Genomic DNA, 18,151 nt, shown 5'->3' with positions numbered 1-18,151 from the left:
GGGAGTTCCCGGCGAATCACACCCACAAGATGGAACGCCTCACGCCCGTACAGGCGTCCTGCCGAGTGAATGGCGGAGGTTTCACGGCACTGGGACCGACGGTACGTCACACTCCTTTCGCCGCCGCACGGTAGCCTCGCCATCAACGCGGCTGCCTGCCACCGCAGCCATGCCGGCCTGCAAGACTGTCCCGCTCTGCCCGGAGGTCCCGGTGACGACACGTGGAGTTCTGTACGTGCACTCCGCGCCGCGCGCGCTGTGCCCGCACGTCGAGTGGGCCGTCGCCGGGGTGCTCGGCACGCGCGTCAACCTCGACTGGATCCGGCAGCCCGCCGCGCCCGGCACCTGGCGCTCGGAGTTCTCCTGGAAGGGCGAGGCCGGCACGGCGTCCAAACTGGCCTCCGCGCTGCGTGGCTGGCACCTGCTGCGCTTCGAGGTCACCGCCGAGCCCTGCGCCACCGCCGAGGGCGAGCGCTACAGCTGCACGCCCGACCTGGGCATCTTCCACGCCGTCACCGGCATCCACGGCGACATCCTCATCCCCGAGGACCGGTTGCGCGCCGCCCTGCTGCGCAGCCAGCGCGGTGAGACGGACCTGGAGGCCGAACTCTCCAAGCTCCTCGGCAAGCCCTGGGACGACGAACTGGAACCGTTCAGATACGCGGGCGAGGGCGCCCCGGTGCGCTGGCTGCACCAGGTCGTGTGAGCCGGCCCGGGGGCGCGGGCGACCGCCCGGCCGGCCCCCGCCGGCTCGTGGCCGACCGACAGCGGACACAGCGGATCACCTGACGGCGATGGCCCGGCCCCCACGGAGGGGGCCGGGCCATCGGCGTTCAGACCGGCAGCGGCGCTTCTCAGACCGTACGGAACGCCAGCACCACGTTGTGCCCACCGAACCCGAACGAATCGTTCAGGGCGGCGATACGGCCCTCCACGGGCAGCTTGCGCGCCTCGCCCCGCACGATGTCCGCGTTGGCCTCGGCCTCGGGGTCGAGGTTCTCGACGTTGATCGTCGGCGGAGCGACCCGGTGGTACAGCGCCAGGATCGTCGCGACGGACTCCACGCCGCCCGCGCCGCCCAGCAGATGACCGGTCATCGACTTGGTCGCGGAGACCGCCATGTGGTCGGTGTCGTCACCGAACACCTTGCGCAGCGCCTTCAGTTCGGCCACGTCACCGGCCGGCGTGGAGGTGGCGTGCGCGTTGACGTGCACGATCTCCGCCGGGTTCAGGTCGGTGCTGTCCAGCAGGTTCTGGAGGGCGTGGGCGATGCCGCGGCCCTCGGGCTCCGGCTGCACGATGTCGTGGGCGTCGGAGGAGATGCCCTGGCCGACCGCCTCGGCGTACACCCGGGCCCCGCGCTGCGCGGCGTGCTCGGCGGACTCCAGGACGATCACGCCGGCCCCCTCGCCCATGACGAAACCGTCGCGGGCGACGTCGTAGGGACGCGAGGCGCCCTGCGGGTCGTCGTTGTTCTTGGACATCGCCATCATGTTGCCGAACGCGGCGATGGGCAGCGGGTGGATCGCCGCCTCCGTACCGCCGGCGACCACGATGTCGGCGCGGCCCGTCCGGATCATCTCGATGGCGTAGCCGATGGCCTCCGCGCCCGAGGCGCACGCCGAGACCGGCGTGTGCACGCCCGCGCGGGCGCCCACGAGCAGGCCCACGTTGGCGGACGGGCTGTTCGGCATCAGCATGGGCACGGTGTGCGGGGAGACGCGGCGGACGCCCTTCTCCTTCAGCACGTCGTACTGGTCGAGCAGGGTGGTGACGCCGCCGATGCCGGAGGCGATGACCGCGCCGAGCCGGTCCGGGTCGACGTCGCCCTCGCTGCCGTCCTCACCGGCCTTGCCGGCGAAACCGGCGTCCTTCCAGGCTTCCTGGGCCGCGATCAGCGCGAACTGCGCCGAGCGGTCCAGCTTGCGGGCCTGCGGCCGCGGGAGGACCTCGAGGGGTTCCACCGCGACGCGGGCCGCGATGCGGACGGCCTGCTCGGCCGCCCACTCATGCTCCAGGACCTTGACACCGGACTTGCCGGCGACCAGACCCTCCCAGGTAGAGGCTGCGTCGCCACCCAGCGGTGTGGTTGCGCCGATACCGGTGACGACCACGGTGCGATTGGTCGGGCTCACGGATTCTTTCTCCAACGTTACGAGGATTCAGCGGCGCCACCGCCGGGTGGCGGGGCAGTTCAGCCCAGGGGGCCGATGGATCAGGCCTGGTTCTTGAGGATGTAGTTCGTCGCGTCGCCGACGGTCTTGAGGTTCTTGACGTCCTCGTCCGGGATCTTGACCTCGAAGCGCTCCTCGGCGGCGACGACGACCTCGACCATGGACAGCGAGTCGACGTCCAGGTCGTCGGTGAAGGACTTGTCCAGCTGGACGTCCTCAACCGGGATGCCGGCGATCTCGTTCACGATGTCTGCGAGACCGGCGACGATCTCTTCCTGAGTGGCGGCCATGTGGCGCTCCTTCTTTGATATTCCAGAGGGTGTGGCATGGGGTGTGTCCCGCACCGGACCGGTTGATCCGGCACGGAGTGCCTAGGGGAGGGTAACGACAGTGGCGGCGTAGACGAGACCCGCCCCGAATCCGATGACGAGCGCGGTGTCGCCGCTCTTCGCCTCGCCGGTCGCCAGGAGCCGCTCCATCGCGAGCGGGATCGAGGCGGCCGAGGTGTTGCCGGTGGTGCGCACGTCACGGGCGACCATGACGGACTCCGGCAGCTTGAGAGTCTTCACCATCGAGTCGATGATCCGCTCGTTGGCCTGGTGCGGGATGAAGACGTCGAGTTCGTCGGCGGTGATGCCGGCGGCGTCCAGCGCCTCCTTGGCGACCTTCGCCATCTCGAAGACGGCCCAGCGGAAGACCGCCTGGCCCTCCTGCGTGATCGCGGGGAACCTGGCGACCTCGCCGTCGCGGTAGTCCGTCCACGGCACGGTCTGCTTGATGGTCTCCGACTTGTCGCCCTCGGAGCCCCAGACCGTCGGGCCGATCCCCGGCTCGTTCGACGGGCCGACCACGACCGCGCCCGCGCCGTCGCCGAACAGGAAGGCCGTCGCGCGGTCCTCCAGGTCGGTCAGGTCGGACAGCCGCTCGACGCCGATCACGAGCACGTACTCGGCGGAACCTTCCACCACCATGCCCTTGGCGAGGGTCAGGCCGTAGCCGAAGCCCGCGCAGCCGGCCGAGATGTCGAAGGCGGCGGCCTTGTTCGTGCCGAGCTTGTCGGCGATCTCGGTGGCGACGGCCGGCGTCTGCTTGAAGTGCGAGACGGTCGACACGACCACCGCGCCGATCTGCCCGGCGGTGATCCCGGCGTCGGCGATCGCCTTGCCGGACGCCTCGACCGACATGGCGGCGACGGTCTCCTCGGCGTTCGCCCAGTGCCGGGTCTCGATGCCGGAGCGCGAGCGGATCCATTCGTCGGACGAGTCGATCGTCTCGAGGATCACCTCGTTGGGGACGACCCGGACGGGCCGGTAGCCGCCGACGCCGAGGATCCGTGCGTACGGGGAGCCCTTGCTGGGCTTGATCTTCGCCATCAGGGCTCCTCAGGCGACGCCGTGCTCGGCGATGAGCTCGCGAGCGGCGTCGAGGTCGTCGGGGGTCTTGAGTGCCAGCGTCTTCACGCCGGGCAGGGCGCGCTTGGCGAGGCCGACCAGCGTGCCGCCGGGGGAGACCTCGATCAGCGCGGTCGCGCCGAGCTCCTTGAAGGTCTCCATGCACAGGTCCCAGCGGACCGGGTTGGCGACCTGGCCGACCAGCCGCTCCAGGATCTCGGCGCCGGTGGCGACCGACTGCCCGTCGCGGTTGGAGACGTAACGGATCTTCGGGTCGGCCGGCGTGAGTTCCACGGCGGCCTTGGCGAGCGCCTCGACGGCGGGGGCCATGTGCCGCGTGTGGAAGGCACCGGCGACCTTCAGCGGGACGACCTTGCGGACGCCCTCGGGCTTGTCCTCGTTCAGCGCGGCGAGCTGCTCGAGCGTGCCCGCGGCGACGATCTGGCCCGCGCCGTTGATGTTCGCCGGGGTCAGCCCCAGCTTCTCCAGGTGCGCGACGGAGACCTCGGGGTCGCCGCCGAGCAGCGCGGACATGCCGGTCTCGGTGATCGCGGCGGCGTCGGCCATGGCCAGGCCGCGCTTGCGGACGAGGGTCAGCGCGGCGGTGTCGTCGAGGACTCCGGCGAAGGTGGCGGCGGTGATCTCACCGACGCTGTGGCCGGCGACGGCGCCGGGGGTCACCTCGCCGAGCGCGGTCGCGGACAGGATTCCGGCGGCCACCAGCAGCGGCTGGGCCACCGAGGTGTCACGGATCTCGTCCGCGTCGGCCTGGGTGCCGTAGTGGGCGAGGTCCAGGCCGATGGCGTCCGACCACGCGGCGACGCGGGCGGCGGCACCGGGGAGTTCGAGCCAGGGGGTCAGGAAGCCGGGCGTCTGGGCGCCCTGGCCGGGAGCGACGAGTACGAGCACTCTCACACTCTCTCTTGTGGACGGCCGAAGCCGCCCGTGGGGACAGGGACGAAGAACGGCAGGGGGTTTTGTGGAGCCCCGACAAAAGCCTAGGTCTGGGGATCGCCGTCGACCAGGCGCCCCAGGATCAGCGCGATCCGGAGCGTGAACGCGGAGCGTACATCCGAAGGCGACCAACCGGTGACGTCAGTCACACGTCGAAGCCGGTAGCGCACGGTGTTCGGATGAACGAAGAGCATCCGTGCGGCCCCTTCCAGGCTGGACGCCTGTTCGAGATAGACGGCGAGCGTCTCGAGGAGCGCCGATCCGGCCTCCTCGAGCGGTCTGTAGATCTCCTCCACCAACTGCTCACGCGCACCGGGATCACCGGCGATAGCGCGCTCCGGCAGCAGATCGTCCGCCAGCACCGGCCGGGGTGCGTCCTGCCAGGCGGAACCGGCCTTGAGCCCGGCCGCGGCGGCCTGTGCGGACCGGGTGGCGGCGAGCAGGTCGGGTACGACGGGTCCGGCCACCACGGGTCCCGCGGCGAACGGCCCGATCAGGGACCTCGCGACGGCGAGCGGGTTGTCGCTGCCACCGGCGATCACTACCAGTCGGGAACCGAGCACCCCGGTGAGGACCTGGAGCTTGGCGTGTCGCGCGGCCCGCCGGATCGCCTCGACGGTCAGCTCGGAGTCCCCCTCGGGGGCCGTCCCGAGGACCACGCACACATGTTCGGGCGCGTTCCACCCCAGGGCGGCGGCGCGGCTCACCGCCCCCTCGTCGGCCTCACCGCTCAGCACGGCGTTCACGACGAGCGACTCCAGCCGGGCGTCCCAGGCGCCGCGTGCCTCGGCGGCCTGGGCGTAGACCTGGGCGGTGGCGAAGGCGATCTCGCGGGCGTACACCAGGAGCGCCTCCCGCAGCACGTTCTCGTCGCCGGGGGCCGCCACCTCGTCGATCGCGGACTCCATGACCTCGATCGTGGTGCGCACCATCTCGACGGTCTGACGCAGCGTGATGGCCCGGGTCAGCTCACGCGGCGCGGTCCCGAACACATCCGTGGAGATGGCCTGCGGGGCGTCGGGGTGCCGGAACCACTCGGTGAAGGCGGCGATGCCCGCCTGGGCGACCAGCCCGATCCAGGAACGGTTCTCCGGGGGCATCGCCCGGTACCACGACAGTGTCTCGTCCATCCGCGCGATGGCCTGGGCGGCGAGACTTCCGGAGGACTTCTCCAGCCGCTTCAGGGTCGCGGGGTGGGGGTGGACGGCGTGCGCCGCGGGATCGGGGTGACTGGTTTCGGGTTCGGGCACGGGACAAGACTGCCTTATCGGGACGGGGGCGTGCGCCGCCGGGTCGCGGGCGGGGGCGGCGCGCGGTCATCGCCCGGGCGGACGCGGGTCTACCGTGGACGCGTGATGGACGTACGGCGCGCCGACGAGCGCTACCGAGGCGGGGACCCGGCCGCCGGGATCGACACCCGGCACGCTTTCTCCTTCGGCTCCCACTACGACCCCGGCAACCTCCGCTTCGGCCCGCTGATCGCCTGCAACGAGGAGCGGCTCGCGCCCGGCGCCGCCTTCGACGAACATCCCCACAGCCACACCGAGATCGTGACCTGGGTGATCGAGGGCGAGCTCACCCACCGTGACTCGGCCGGCCACGAGAGCGTGATCCGCCCGGGGGACGTGCAGCGGCTCAGTTCCGCGGGCGGCGTACGGCACGTGGAACGCAACGACGCCGGGGTGCCCCTGGCCTTCGTCCAGATGTGGCTGGCCCCCCTCGACCCCGGCGGCGACCCGTCCTACGAGACGGTCCGCGGGATCGCCGACTCCACCCCGTACGCCGTCCCCGAGGCGGGCGCGATGCTGCACGTACGGCGTCTGGGCGCGGGGGAGCGCACGGCGGTGCCGGACGCGCCGCACGTCTACGTCCACGTCGTGCGCGGCGAAGCCCGGGTGCACGGCGAGGAGTTGGCGCCGGGGGACGCGGCGCGCATCACGGACGCAGAGGACGTGGAGGCGGTGGGCGTGACCGACACGGAACTGCTGATCTGGGTCTTCTGCTGATACGGGTCCCGTGTGGTTCCGGATCCCGTCTCGTTCCGGGTCCTGTGCTGCTCCGGGTTCTGTGCTGCTCCGGTTCCCGGTGTCCTCGGCGTTTTCGGCGTCCTCGGTCCGGGGCCGGGAGGTCAGCCCCGGGCCTCCGCCAGCACCGCGTCCGTGAACACGGGCCACGCCTCGATCGCCCACGGTCCGAACGCCCGGTCCGTCAGGGCGACCCCGGCGAGGCCCGCCTCGGGATCGACCCACAGGAACGTACCGGACTGCCCGAAGTGCCCGAAGGTCCGTGGCGAGGAGGAAGTCCCGGTCCAGTGCGGCGACTTGGAGTCGCGGATCTCGAACCCGAGCCCCCAGTCGTTGGGGTTGCGGTGCCCGTACCCCGGCAGCACGCCCTTCGTCCCCGGGTACTGCACGGTCATCGCCGCCGCCACCGTCCGCGGGTCCAGCAGCCGGGGCGCCTGGACCTCCGCCGCGAACCGCAGCAGGTCCTCGACCGTCGAGACGCCGTCCTTCGCCGGGGAGCCCTCCAGGGAGGTACCGGTCATCCCCAGCGGCTCCAGCACCGCCTGCCGCAGATACTCCGCGAACGGGATCTCCGTCGCCTTCGCCAGATGGTCGCCGAGCTGCTCGAACCCGGCGTTGGAGTACAGCCGCCGCTCGCCGGGAGGCGCCGTCACCCGGTGCTCGTCGAAAGCCAGCCCGGAGGTGTGCGCGAGGAGATGACGGACCGTGGACCCGGGCGGCCCGGCCGGTTCGTCCAGCTCGATCGCCCCCTCCTCGTACGCGACGAGGGCGGCGTACGCGGCGAGCGGCTTGGTGACCGAGGCCAGCGGGAAACGCCGGCCGGCCGGGCCATGGGTCCCCAGGACCGTACCGTCGGCACCGTCGGCCCGGACCACCCCCGCCGAGGCGGAGGGAACCGGCCAGTTCTCGATCAGCGCGAGGCTCTTCAGCGACATGCCGTCGAGCCTAAGCGTCCCGGAGCGGCGGCTCCGCCGAGGGGTCCGGCTCGGACAGCCGCTTCCCGCGGCGGGGCGCGGCGCCACGAGACCCGGGGCCCGCACGCCGACCGGCGTGATCGAGCCGCGGCTCCCGGGTTTCTTACCGATTCCGCTTGCTTGGAGCGCACTCCAAGGCCATAGCGTGGAGGTCATGACGGTGCTCCAGACCACGTCCGTGACCATCGAGCAAACCCCGAACCCTCCGGACGTCTGCGCCGCGCCACCCCCGCGGCACCCCCGTCCGGACGGACAGGACAGTTACACGATCAGCGAGGTCGTCGCCTTCACCGGCCTCACCGCCCACACTCTGCGCTGGTACGAGCGGATCGGGCTGATGTCCCACATCGACCGCTCGCACACCGGCCAGCGTCGCTACAGCAACCGTGACCTGGACTGGCTCGACCTCGTCGGGAAGCTGCGGCTGACCGGCATGCCGGTCGCCGACATGGTGCGGTACGCCGAGCTGGTGCGGGAGGGCGAGAGCACGTTCCGCGAGCGGTACGAGCTGCTGGAGGCGACCCGGCGGGACGTCCGGGCCCGGATCGCCGAACTCCAGGACACCCTCGCGGTGCTCGACCGGAAGATCACGTTCTACGCGGGCGCCACCGGCGACCGGCACCACGAAGCGGAAGGGACCGCCCGATGACCGACCCCAGGATCCCGACGGCGCGACTCGGCGGGCAGGGCCCCGCGATCGGCGTCCAGGGCCTCGGCTGCATGGGCATGAGCTTCGCCTACGGTCCCGCGGACGCGAAGGAGTCCCGGGCCACCCTGGAGCGCGCCCTGGAGCTCGGCGTCACGATGTTCGACACGGCGGACGCGTACGGCGCGGGGGAGAACGAGCGGTTCCTCTCCCCGTTCTTCAAGGCCCACCGCGACGAGGTCGTGATCGCGACCAAGTTCGCGCTGGCGGTCCCGCCGGACGACCCGACCCGGCGGATCATCCGCAACGACGCCCCGTACATCCGCGCGTCCGTCGAGGCGAGCCTGAGGCGGCTGGACGTCGACGTCATCGACCTCTACTACATGCACCGGCGCGATGTGAACGTGCCGATCGAGGACACCGCCGCCGTGATGGCCGAACTGGTGCGCGAGGGCAAGGTCCGGCAGCTGGGCCTGAGCGAGGTGACGGCAGCCGAACTGCGCGCGGCCCACGAGGTCCACCCCATCGCCGCGGTGCAGTCGGAGTGGTCGCTGTTCAGCCGTGACATCGAGGCCCAGGTGGTTCCGGCGGCCCGTGAACTGGGCGTGACCCTGGTCGCGTACTCCCCGCTCGGCCGGGGCTTCCTCACCGGTTCCTTCGCCGACGCCGACCAGGACCTCACCGCCGACGACTTCCGCCGTCAGCAGCCCCGGTTCACCGGCGACAACGCCGCCGCCAACGGGGCGCTCCTGGAGCCCGTCCGCGCGATCGCCGCGGCCCGCGGGGCGACCCCCGGCCAGATCGCCCTGGCCTGGGTCCAGCAGCGGTCCCGGACGCACGGCCTGACGGTGGTCCCGATCCCGGGCACCCGCAAGCCCGGCCGGGTCGAGGAGAACGCGGCGGCCACGGCCGTCGAACTGACGCCGCAGGAACTGGCGTCGTTGGAGCCGATCGCGGGCAGGGTCGCGGGCGACCGCTACCCGGACATGGCGTTCACCTCCGCCGGCCGCGAATGAGCCCCGGGGCCCGGTCCGTGCGGACCGGGCCCCGGCCGTCTCCGGTCTAGAGCTCGGCGAGCAGCTCGGCCTTCTTGGCGGAGAACTCCTCGTCGGTGACCAGCCCGGCCAGGTGCAGCTCCCCGAGGTGCCGGATCCGCTCGGCGATGTCGGCGGGGTCCCGGCGCGGCGCGGCCACCGCCGGGACGGCCGCCGGCTGGACCGCCGCCGAGGATCCGCGTCCGCGGACCGCCGCCAGCACGGCCGCCGCGAACGGCAGCGACTCGTGCACCGGCCCGTAGCCCAGCCCGAAGACGACGGTCGCCGGGTCCTGGTCGGCCTGGGCCGGGGCGGCCTCGCCGCGCAGCAGCCGCAGATGCCCCTCGAACACCTCGGGCGACCGCCACTCGACCCCGCTCAGCGCGGAGACGGCGAAACTCTGGTCGCCCGCCTTCCACTTCGCCGACGACGCGCCCGTCCAGAACCACCGGAACCGCACCGTGCGCCCGTCGAACGAGGCCTTGCCGTCGTAGGCCTTGAACGACAGCGGCGCCTCGGGCGCGTCCACGAGGAACCGTTCCGTCGGCCCGGAGTCGGTCAGCCGCTCCCGCAGCTCGTCGGCGTAGTACTCGGCGAGCGTCTCCCGTTCGGCGGGCAGCACCAGCCGGTACGGGTCGCACCCTTCCTTCAGCTGTCCCGCGGCCGCCTCCATCAACGGATCGGCCCCCGGCCTCGGCTCCGCCTGGAGCACGACCGTCCCGCGCTTGCCCGCGGTCAGGGTCACCCGACCGATGGCTGCCAGCGGAATCCGGCGCTCACCCAGTGCCGACAGCAGCTTGGGCGTGCGCAGCCCCCGTTCGTAGCGGATGAGGACGGAGTCGGAATCGAACTCCCAGGCGGCATGAAATCCGGCCAGTACGTCACCCATGCGGCTCATCGTATGCGGGACACCCATTCTTCGTCCCCTCCCCGCGCGCGCCGCAATTCCTGCGTCTCTACGCGCGTCCGGCCTGTGTCGTATCGGACAAACCCGCCGTGCAGGCGGCAGCATCGTGGGCGCACTCCACCGAGTGGTACGCGCCAGTGCCGATCTCGGCGAAGTTGCGCAGGCTGTCCGTACCCGGTTCGAAGTAGCCGCCGTGACCCTTGGCCTCGCGTGCCGACAGCACCCGTGCGCCGAACTCCCGCGCCATCGGATCCTCGCCGTGCCCGAGACCGCCGACCTCCAGGTGCGGTACGTCCTGCACCCAGTCGTCGGCGTCCCGCATCGCCCACACCCGGGCGTCGGTGTCCAGCTGGGCGGCGTTCTCCACCCGCATCCCGGGGCTGCCCGCCACCGCGATGTCGGCCACCCGGTCCGGCATCGCGTGCGCGGCGACCCCGCAGACCACCGAGCCGTAGCTGTGGCAGAACATCGAGACCGGGGCGCTGCCCGGCAGGGCGTTCAGCAGGGCGTTCAGCCGGACGGCGCCGCTCTCGGCGCGCATCGCGGTGGCCGAGTCGATGCCGAGACCGTCGGGCGAGGTGTAGTCGGCCCAGGCGATCACGGCCGTGGGCGTCGAGGGGCTCGCCTCCCGCTCGGCCGACCACAGGGCCTGGGCCATGCCGACCGGCGCCGAGTACTTGCGGTTCGTGCGCTGGAAGGTGAGCAGGTCGGTGTCGACGCCGGGGACGACGACGGAGATCCGCTCGGCCCGGTCCAGACTGCCGAACACCTCGGCCACCCGGCCGGAGCCGTCCGGGTCGAAGGCGAGGATCTGCCGGTCGGCGGTGCTCATCGACTCGTAGCGGTGCATGCGCCGGCCGGCCAGTTGCTGTCCCGAGGGGGTGAGCCGGTCGTCGTGCATGCGGGCGCGCTCGAGCCGGATCTGCTGGAGCAGCGCCACCCGGTTGGCGCGGTAGCGCAGCTCGGCGGGGGCGCCGTTCATGTTGCCCACCGCGAGCGGGTAGTCCTGCGCGAGCGCGGCCCGCTGCGGGGCGCTCAGCGAGGCGAAGAAGCGGGCGAGCCGGGCGGGGGCGGAGTCGGGGTCCGGCAACCGGTGTCCGGCCAGCCGGCCGTGCTCCCACTCCGAGCGCGAGGTCTGGAGGGCGGTGGTCTCCCGCTGATGGCGCAGCGCCGTCCAGCCGGTGGTCGCCAGCATCACGAACACCACGGCCAGGGCGGCCAATGCGCGCCAGACGTTGAGTTGCGGGGAGGTGTCGAAGGAAGTCACTGAAAGGACACACTAGGAGAACGAGAGGGTCTCGGGTGACCCAAGTGACGGGGATCACGTTTCGACGGGCGTGGGACGGGTCATAGAGCCCTTTACGTCTCTATGTCCGGCACGCCGCCCTCGCCCCGCTGCCGCGTCGTCAGGCCCCGCGCCAGTCCCCCAGCAGGGCCGGGCCCACCCCGTCGAGATACAGGGACGTGAGGGCGCGGATCCTGTCCAGGCCGAAGTCCGGGTCCGTGGACCACTGACGTTCCGTGGCCCGCATCACCCCGCTGAACACGGCCACCGCCAGCCGCGGCCGCGGATCGGCGTCCAGGTCGAGCCCCTCGCGCTCGGCGACCACCCGGGCGAGGTCCTCCTCCACCTCCACCGAGCGCCGCAGATGCGCGGCGAGCAGCACCGGCGTCGACTCGATCACCCGGTACATCCGCAGATACCGCTCCACGGGCACGACGGACTCGACGACCTCGTTGATGGAGTCCCAGCCGTCCAGCACCGCCTGGCGCAGCGCCTCCATCGGCGGCTCGTGCGGCGGACGGGCGCGCACCGCCTCGACGAACCGTTCCACCGTCATCTCCACCAGCGCGAGCGCGGCCTCGTCCTTCCCGGCGAAGTAGCGGAAGAAGGTGCGCTGCGAGACGTCGACGGCTGCGGCGATCTCGTCGACGGTGGTCCGCTCGTACCCCCGCGAGGTGAACAGCTCCACCGCGGCGCGCAACAGCGCGTCCCGGGTGCGCTGCTTCTTGCGCTCACGCAGAGTCTCCATGGAGTGTCAGTTACCGGCTTATGAACTCGATTGTCAATTGTCAGTGGCTGTCACTAACCTCGAACGCATGACCAGTCAGACCACCATCGACGCGACCGGACCGGGCGGCAAGGCACCGGCAGACCCGTCGGACGGGCCGCCCGCCAAGGGGCTGCGCGGCCACCCGTGGTTCACCCTCATCACCGTCGCCGTCGGCGTCATGATGGTGGCCCTCGACGGCACCATCGTGGCCATCGCCAACCCGGCGATCGCCAGCGACCTGGGTGCCACCTTCGCCGAGGTCCAGTGGATCACCAACGCCTACTTCCTCGCCCTCGCGGTCTCCCTGATCACCGCGGGCAAGCTCGGTGACCGCTTCGGCCACCGCCAGACCTTCCTGATAGGCGTCGTCGGCTTCGCGGCCGCCTCCGGCGCGATCGGCCTGTCCGGCAGCATCGGCGCGGTCGTGGCCTTCCGGGCGCTCCAGGGCCTGTTCGGCGCCCTGCTGATGCCGGCCGCGCTCGGTCTGCTGCGCGCGACCTTCCCGGCCGAGAAGCTCAACATGGCCATCGGCCTGTGGGGCATGGTCATCGGCGCGTCCACCGCCGGCGGCCCGATCCTCGGCGGTGTCCTCGTCGAGCACGTCAACTGGCAGTCGGTGTTCTTCATCAACGTGCCGGTCGGCGCCCTCGCCCTCGTCATGGGCGTGGTGATCCTGCTCGACCACCGCGCGGAGAACGCCCCGCGCTCCTTCGACCTCCTCGGCATCGCCCTGCTCTCGGGCGCGATGTTCTGTCTGGTCTGGGCTCTGATCAAGGCGCCGACCTGGGGCTGGGCCGACGGCGCGACCTGGGCCTTCCTGGTCGGCTCCGCGGTGCTCTTCGTGGCCTTCGCCTTCTGGGAGACGAAGGTCAGGGAGCCGCTCATCCCGCTGGCGCTGTTCCGTTCCGTCCCGCTGTCGGCGGGCGTGGTCCTCATGGTCCTGATGGCGATCGCCTTCATGGGCGGCCTGTTCTTCGTGACGTTCTACCTCCAGAACGTGCACGGTATGAGCCCGATAGACGCGGGCCTGCACCTGCTCCCGCTGACCGGCATGATGATCGTCGGCTCCCCGCTCGCGGGCGCGGCGATCACCAAGCTGGGCCCGCGCATCCCGCTGGCGGGCGGTATGGCCGCCACCGCGATCGCCATGTACGGCATGTCCACGCTGGAGACGGACACGAGCAGCGGTCTCATGTCCGTCTGGTTCGCCCTGCTGGGCTTCGGTCTCGCCCCGGTCATGGTCGGCGCGACGGAGGTCATCGTCGGCAACGCCCCCATGGAGCTGTCCGGCGTCGCGGGCGGTCTCCAGCAGGCGGCCATGCAGATCGGCGGCAGCCTCGGTACGGCCGTGCTGGGTGCCGTGATGGCCTCCAAGGTCGACGGTGACCTGCCCGCCAACTGGAAGGGCGCGGGTCTGCCCGAACTCACCCCCGCCCAGCTGGACCAGGCCTCCGAGGCCGTCCAGGTCGGCGTGGCCCCGGTCGCGAAGGGCACCCCGGAGGCGATCGCCGCGAAGATCACGGACGTCGCCCACGACACGTTCATCTCCGGGATGAGCCTCGCCTCGCTGGTCGCCGCCGGGGTGGCGGTCGTCGCCGTGTTCGTCGCGCTGCTCACCAAGCGGGGCGAGAACGCGGAGGCGGGCGCGGGCGTGGGGCATATCTGACAGGACCTCAACCCTGACGGAATCTCAACGAGTTTCCCCTATCAGGGTGACAACGCTAAAGGTTCCTCGCCTCCGGCACGCGTCGCAGGTCACAGTTAGTCAAGCCCTCCGGATGGGAGGGCGGCCAGGGCCGCGGCGCGCTGCCGGAGGGGGACAGCGCGCCGACAGCCCGGCAACTGCGGGGAATGTTCCGCGTGTCGCGGGTACCCGAACAACAACACATCCCCGGAATCGAGGGAGTTGTTCGATGGCCGGCTTCGGAAACGGCACGCGCAGGTACCCCCGCTCACGTGGCCGCATGGGGTCACGGACCGGGCCGGATCGCGCGACGCTCGGCATCGTCGGCCTCGTCTGCGCGGTCGCCGGATTCTTCGCGCTGGGGATCGTCCTCGGCCCGGCGGCGATCGTCTGCGGCTGGCTGGCCATGGGCCGCAGCTGGGCGGGTTCCCGTCCGGTACCGGCCCTGGTCGCCGTCGCCCTCGGCGCGATCGACACCCTGCTGGCGGTCATCTGGCTGGCGGGCGCCGCCGGCACGGGCAACGGGCTTCTCTAGCACCGGCAGCCGGCTCCCGGCCCAGCGGGCCGGACGGTCGGCCGACACGGGCGGGCGGCCGGAGGGCGGCGCTTCGTCGGGACTGTCCCGCAGCGCCGCCACCTCCGCCCGCAGCGCCCGCACCTCCAGCGTCAGGGCCAGGATCGCCTCCGTCTGAGCGCGTTCCTCGATGTCGTCCTTGTCGAACCGGGCGATGAACCACGCGGCGATGTTCGCGGTCACGACACCGAGCAGGGCGATCCCGGAGAGCATCAGCCCGACGGCGATGATCCGCCCCAGTCCGGTGGTCGGCGCGTGGTCGCCGTATCCCACGGTCGTCATCGTCGTGAACGACCACCACAGGGCGTCACCCAGCGTGCGGATGTTCCCGTCGGGCGACCCCCGCTCCACCGACAGCACGGCGAGCGAGCCGAACATCAGCAGCCCGACGACCGCCCCCACGACGTACGTCGTCATCCGGATCTGCGAGGCCATCCGCGCCCGCCGCCCCACCAGCAGCAGCGTCGAGACCAGCCGCAGCAGCTTGAGCTGCTGCGCCAGCGGCAGCACCACCGCGCACAGGTCCAGCCAGTGCGTCCGCACGAACCGCCGCCGGTCGGACGCCAGCGCCAGCCGGACCACGTAGTCCGCGGCGAACGCCCCCCACACCACCCACTCGACCGCGGTGCAGGCCGTGGTCAGCGTGTGGTCGGCCGAGGTGTCCACGATCGGTACGGCGTAGGCGACGGCGAACACCACCGCGAGGGCCAGCAGCGGCCGTTGGGTCCAGAGCTCCCACCGGCTCTGCGCCGATTGTTCTTGCATGCCCGCATCGTAGGGAAACGGGGGGCCGGTGAGTCCCGTCAGGGGCGCGGGGACCGGACGGCCGGCCCCCGACGACCCGCGGACGCCCACCGGCCCGCCGGCGGAGCGGCTACGCGTCGCCTCCGGCCGCCCCCGGGTCCGCCGCCGACACGTCCAGCAGCTGGTAGCGGTCGATGGCCTGCTTCAGCAGCGACCGGTCGACCTTGCCCTCCTTCGCCAGCTCGGTCAGCACCCCCACGGCGATCGACTGGGCGTCGATGTGGAAGAACCGGCGAGCCGCTCCCCGGGTGTCCGCGAAGCCGAAGCCGTCCGCGCCGAGCGACTGGTACGTGCCCGGCACCCAGCGCGCGATCTGGTCGGGCACCGACCGCATCCAGTCCGAGACGGCCACGAACGGCCCCTCGGCCCCGGCCAGCTTGCGCGTCACGTACGGCACCCGCTGCTCCTCCTCCGGGTGCAGCAGGTTGTGCCGCTCGACCTCGACGGCCTCGCGCCGCAGTTCGTTCCAGGAGGTCGCCGACCAGACGTCCGCCTTGACGTTCCAGTCCTCGGCGAGGATCTTCTGCGCCTCGACCGCCCACGGGACGGCCACACCGGAGGCGAGGATCTGTGCCGGGATCGAACCCGAGGTGCCCTCGCTGAAGCGGTACACGCCCTTGAGGATGCCCTCGACGTCCACGCCGTCCGGCTCGGCCGGGTGCTGGATCGGCTCGTTGTAGACGGTCAGGTAGAAGAAGACGTCCTCGCCGTGCGGGTGCTCGGTGGAACTGCCGTACATCCTGCGCAGACCGTCCCGCACGATGTGCGCGATCTCGAAGCCGAACGCCGGGTCATAGGCCACACAGCCCGGGTTCGTCGAGGCGAGCAGCTGGGAGTGGCCGTCCGCGTGCTGGAGACCCTCACCGGTCAGGGTCGTACGGCCGGCGGTCGCGCCCAGCACGAAACCGCGCGCCAGCTGGTCCGACATCTGCCAGAACTGGTCGCCGGTGCGCTGGAAACCGAACATCGAGTAGAAGACGTAGACCGGGATCAGCGGCTCGCCGTGCGTGGCGTACGCCGAGCCCGCCGCGATCAGGGACGCCGTACAGCCGGCCTCCGAGATGCCGTCGTGCAGCATCTGCCCGGTCGGCGACTCCTTGTAGGCGAGCAGCAGATCACGGTCCACCGCCTCGTACTGCTGACCGAGCGGGTTGTAGATCTTCGCACTCGGGAAGAAGGAGTCCATGCCGAAGGTGCGGTACTCGTCCGGCGCGATCAGTACGAAGCGCTTGCCGAGCTCCTTGTCCCGCATGAGGTCCTTGAGGAGCCGCACAAAGGCCATGGTCGTGGCGATGGACTGCTGGCCCGAGCCCTTCTTCACACTCGCGTACGCCTTGTCGTCCGGCAGGGCGAGCGGCTTCGAGCGCACCACACGGGTCGGCACATACCCGCCGAGACCCTTGCGGCGGTCGTGCATGTACTGGATCTCCTCCGAGTTCCGCCCGGGGTGGAAGTACGGCGGGAGGCCGCCCTCCAGCTCCTTGTCGGAGATCGGCAGGTGCAGCCGGTCGCGGAAGCCCTTGAGGTCGGCCACCGTCAGCTTCTTCATCTGGTGCGTGGCGTTGCGGCCCTCGAAGTTCGGCCCCAGCGTCCAGCCCTTGACCGTCTTGGCGAGGATGACCGTCGGCTGGCCGCTGTGCTCCACGGCCGCCTTGAACGCCGCGTAGATCTTCCGGTGGTCGTGACCGCCGCGGCCCAGGTGCAGGATCTGGTCGTCGGTCATGCCCTCGACCATCGCGCGCAGCCGCTGGTCGTCGCCGAAGAAGTGGTCGCGGATGTAGGCGCCCGACTCGGTGGCGTAGGTCTGGTACTGGCCGTCCGGCGTCGTGTTCATCCGGTTGACGAGGGTGCCGTCGCGGTCCTGGGCGAGCAGCGGGTCCCAGGAGCGGTCCCAGATCAGCTTGATCACGTTCCAGCCGGCGCCCCGGAAGACCGACTCCAGCTCCTGGATGACCTTGCCGTTGCCGCGCACCGGGCCGTCGAGGCGCTGGAGGTTGCAGTTGACGACGAAGGTCAGGTTGTCGAGGCCCTCACGGGCGGCGATGGTCAGCTGGCCGAGCGACTCCGGCTCGTCCATCTCGCCGTCGCCGAGGAACGCCCACACGTGCGACTTCGACGTGTCGGCGATCCCGCGCGCGTGCATGTACCGGTTCATCCGCGCCTGGTAGATCGCGCCGATCGGGCCGAGACCCATCGACACGGTCGGGAACTCCCAGAAGTCCGGCATCAGCCGCGGGTGCGGGTACGAGGACAGCCCGTCCGGGGCCTTCGACTTCTCCTGGCGGAACGCGTCCAGGTTCTGCTCGCTCAGCCGGTCGAGCAGGAACGCGCGCGCGTAGATGCCCGGGGAGGCGTGGCCCTGGAAGAAGACCTGGTCGCCGCCGTCGCCCTCGTCCTTGCCCCGGAAGAAGTGGTTGAAGCCGACGTCGTAGAGCGACGCGGAGGAGGCGAAGGTGGCGATGTGACCGCCCACCCCGATGCCCGGCCGCTGGGCCCTGGACACCATCACGGCCGCGTTCCAGCGGGTCGCGTTCAGGATCCGGCGCTCGATCTCCTCGTTGCCCGGGAAGAAGGGCTCGGCCCTGGTGGGGATCGTGTTGACGTAGTCCGTGCTGCGCATCTCGGGCACGGCCACGCGCTTCTCGCGGGCCCGTTCGATCAGCCGGAGCATCAGATAGCGGGCCCGCTCCCGGCCGCGCTCGTCGATCGCGGCGTCGAGGGAGTCGAGCCACTCCTGCGTTTCCTCGGGGTCGAAGTCAGGAACCTGACTCGGAAGGCCGCCAATGATGATCGGGTTGCGATCGGATCCGGAAGCCACGCTGTTCCTTACCTGTCAGAGGGCTGTGTGGGACGGTGTTTCTCGTACGTGCCTCGTACATGCCTCGCGGGTGCCTCGCGGGGTGTCTCGCTGCGTATCCGGTGCCTGCACCG

The 18,151-nt window shown here is 71.3% G+C and carries 16 protein-coding genes and 1 pseudogene; 6 read left to right on the top strand and 11 right to left on the bottom strand.

Translation table 11 applies throughout. From position 1 onward, the window contains the following. Positions 1 to 211: 211 nt before the first annotated feature. Complete coding sequence (locus AOQ37_RS31015; protein ID WP_054238125.1) at positions 212 to 706, top strand: DUF3145 domain-containing protein; 495 nt, start codon at positions 212 to 214, stop codon at positions 704 to 706. Between the two features lie 148 nt (positions 707 to 854). Here the strand turns inward: AOQ37_RS31015 and fabF are convergent, their stop codons facing one another. The 5 genes from fabF to AOQ37_RS30990 all read right to left on the bottom strand — a co-directional run bounded on the left by fabF (position 855) and on the right by AOQ37_RS30990 (position 5,769). Then, entirely contained in the window at positions 855 to 2,135 is a 1,281-nt protein-coding gene (gene fabF, locus AOQ37_RS31010) for a beta-ketoacyl-ACP synthase II (RefSeq protein ID WP_062649216.1), read from the bottom strand. A gap of 80 nt (positions 2,136 to 2,215) precedes the next feature. Continuing rightward, entirely contained in the window at positions 2,216 to 2,464 is a 249-nt protein-coding gene (locus AOQ37_RS31005) for an acyl carrier protein (protein WP_020126931.1), read from the bottom strand. Positions 2,465 to 2,545: 81 nt separating this feature from the next. Further along, positions 2,546 to 3,547 carry a ketoacyl-ACP synthase III gene (locus AOQ37_RS31000; protein ID WP_062649214.1) on the bottom strand — a complete coding sequence of 334 codons (1,002 nt, stop codon included), beginning with the start codon at positions 3,545 to 3,547 and terminating at the stop codon, positions 2,546 to 2,548. A gap of 9 nt (positions 3,548 to 3,556) precedes the next feature. Continuing rightward, a complete protein-coding gene (locus AOQ37_RS30995; protein ID WP_062649212.1) occupies positions 3,557 to 4,474 on the bottom strand; it encodes an ACP S-malonyltransferase in 918 nt (305 codons plus the stop codon). An 89-nt stretch (positions 4,475 to 4,563) separates the two neighbouring features. Next, positions 4,564 to 5,769: a PucR family transcriptional regulator gene (locus AOQ37_RS30990; protein WP_062649209.1), complete on the bottom strand. Its 1,206-nt coding sequence runs from the start codon at positions 5,767 to 5,769 to the stop codon at positions 4,564 to 4,566. A gap of 105 nt (positions 5,770 to 5,874) precedes the next feature. Here AOQ37_RS30990 and AOQ37_RS30985 point away from each other — a divergent pair, with 105 nt between their 5' ends. Continuing rightward, on the top strand, positions 5,875 to 6,525 hold the full coding sequence (locus AOQ37_RS30985; protein ID WP_107085343.1) for a pirin family protein: 651 nt from the start codon (positions 5,875 to 5,877) through the stop codon (positions 6,523 to 6,525). A gap of 122 nt (positions 6,526 to 6,647) precedes the next feature. On the opposite strand, the gene AOQ37_RS30980 is transcribed toward AOQ37_RS30985, so the two are convergent. Then, entirely contained in the window at positions 6,648 to 7,478 is an 831-nt protein-coding gene (locus AOQ37_RS30980) for a serine hydrolase domain-containing protein (RefSeq protein WP_062649205.1), read from the bottom strand. A gap of 193 nt (positions 7,479 to 7,671) precedes the next feature. On the opposite strand from AOQ37_RS30980, the gene AOQ37_RS30975 reads away from it, so the two are divergent. Together AOQ37_RS30975 and AOQ37_RS30970 are read left to right on the top strand one after the other, a co-directional pair. Then, positions 7,672 to 8,166 carry a MerR family transcriptional regulator gene (locus tag AOQ37_RS30975; RefSeq protein ID WP_062649203.1) on the top strand — a complete coding sequence of 165 codons (495 nt, stop codon included), beginning with the start codon at positions 7,672 to 7,674 and terminating at the stop codon, positions 8,164 to 8,166. Then, on the top strand, positions 8,163 to 9,179 hold the full coding sequence (locus AOQ37_RS30970; protein ID WP_062649201.1) for an aldo/keto reductase: 1,017 nt from the start codon (positions 8,163 to 8,165) through the stop codon (positions 9,177 to 9,179). The genes AOQ37_RS30975 and AOQ37_RS30970 overlap by 4 nt, the downstream gene beginning before the upstream one ends. A 46-nt stretch (positions 9,180 to 9,225) precedes the next feature. Here AOQ37_RS30970 and AOQ37_RS30965 read toward each other — a convergent pair whose 3' ends face one another. The 3 genes from AOQ37_RS30965 to AOQ37_RS30955 all read right to left on the bottom strand — a co-directional run bounded on the left by AOQ37_RS30965 (position 9,226) and on the right by AOQ37_RS30955 (position 12,137). After that, complete coding sequence (locus AOQ37_RS30965) at positions 9,226 to 10,095, bottom strand: DUF4429 domain-containing protein (RefSeq protein WP_062649199.1); 870 nt, start codon at positions 10,093 to 10,095, stop codon at positions 9,226 to 9,228. A gap of 58 nt (positions 10,096 to 10,153) precedes the next feature. Next, entirely contained in the window at positions 10,154 to 11,371 is a 1,218-nt protein-coding gene (locus AOQ37_RS30960; RefSeq protein ID WP_062649197.1) for an alpha/beta hydrolase, read from the bottom strand. 139 nt (positions 11,372 to 11,510) lie between these two features. Further along, a complete protein-coding gene (locus AOQ37_RS30955) occupies positions 11,511 to 12,137 on the bottom strand; it encodes a TetR family transcriptional regulator (protein WP_062649195.1) in 627 nt (208 codons plus the stop codon). Positions 12,138 to 12,204: 67 nt separating this feature from the next. On the opposite strand from AOQ37_RS30955, the gene AOQ37_RS30950 reads away from it, so the two are divergent. Both AOQ37_RS30950 and AOQ37_RS41515 read left to right on the top strand, forming a co-directional pair. Beyond that, positions 12,205 to 13,824: an MFS transporter gene (locus tag AOQ37_RS30950; protein ID WP_062649193.1), complete on the top strand. Its 1,620-nt coding sequence runs from the start codon at positions 12,205 to 12,207 to the stop codon at positions 13,822 to 13,824. A gap of 247 nt (positions 13,825 to 14,071) precedes the next feature. Further along, positions 14,072 to 14,377, top strand: coding sequence for a small hydrophobic protein (locus AOQ37_RS41515; protein ID WP_078890432.1), 306 nt, complete (start codon positions 14,072 to 14,074; stop codon positions 14,375 to 14,377). A gap of 81 nt (positions 14,378 to 14,458) precedes the next feature. Here the strand turns inward: AOQ37_RS41515 and AOQ37_RS30945 are convergent. Together AOQ37_RS30945 and aceE are read right to left on the bottom strand one after the other, a co-directional pair. Continuing rightward, positions 14,459 to 15,181: pseudogene (locus AOQ37_RS30945) on the bottom strand (potassium channel family protein); the annotation flags it as partial. Positions 15,182 to 15,290: 109 nt separating this feature from the next. Further along, complete coding sequence (gene aceE, locus AOQ37_RS30940) at positions 15,291 to 18,038, bottom strand: pyruvate dehydrogenase (acetyl-transferring), homodimeric type (RefSeq protein ID WP_062649191.1); 2,748 nt, start codon at positions 18,036 to 18,038, stop codon at positions 15,291 to 15,293. Positions 18,039 to 18,151 lie beyond the last annotated feature (113 nt).

The organism is Streptomyces maremycinicus (assembly GCF_001184025.1).
GTDB lineage: Bacteria > Actinomycetota > Actinomycetes > Streptomycetales > Streptomycetaceae > Streptomyces > Streptomyces maremycinicus.
The sequence above is the reverse complement of the archived record's forward strand: the minus strand, read 5'-3'. Positions and strand labels throughout refer to the sequence as shown.

Bases quoted from the DNA above. Each gene is read 5' to 3' on its own strand.
- AOQ37_RS41515 (WP_078890432.1), top strand. From the start codon at position 14,072: ATGGCCGGCTTCGGAAACGGCACGCGCAGGTACCCCCGCTCACGTGGC.
- AOQ37_RS30965 (WP_062649199.1), bottom strand. From the start codon at position 10,095: ATGAGCCGCATGGGTGACGTACTGGCCGGATTTCATGCCGCCTGGGAG.
- AOQ37_RS30985 (WP_107085343.1), top strand. From the start codon at position 5,875: ATGGACGTACGGCGCGCCGACGAGCGCTACCGAGGCGGGGACCCGGCC.
- AOQ37_RS30955 (WP_062649195.1), bottom strand. From the start codon at position 12,137: ATGGAGACTCTGCGTGAGCGCAAGAAGCAGCGCACCCGGGACGCGCTG.
- AOQ37_RS30950 (WP_062649193.1), top strand. From the start codon at position 12,205: ATGACCAGTCAGACCACCATCGACGCGACCGGACCGGGCGGCAAGGCA.
- AOQ37_RS30980 (WP_062649205.1), bottom strand. From the start codon at position 7,478: ATGTCGCTGAAGAGCCTCGCGCTGATCGAGAACTGGCCGGTTCCCTCC.
- AOQ37_RS30975 (WP_062649203.1), top strand. From the start codon at position 7,672: ATGACGGTGCTCCAGACCACGTCCGTGACCATCGAGCAAACCCCGAAC.
- AOQ37_RS31000 (WP_062649214.1), bottom strand. From the start codon at position 3,547: ATGGCGAAGATCAAGCCCAGCAAGGGCTCCCCGTACGCACGGATCCTC.
- AOQ37_RS30970 (WP_062649201.1), top strand. From the start codon at position 8,163: ATGACCGACCCCAGGATCCCGACGGCGCGACTCGGCGGGCAGGGCCCC.
- AOQ37_RS31005 (WP_020126931.1), bottom strand. From the start codon at position 2,464: ATGGCCGCCACTCAGGAAGAGATCGTCGCCGGTCTCGCAGACATCGTG.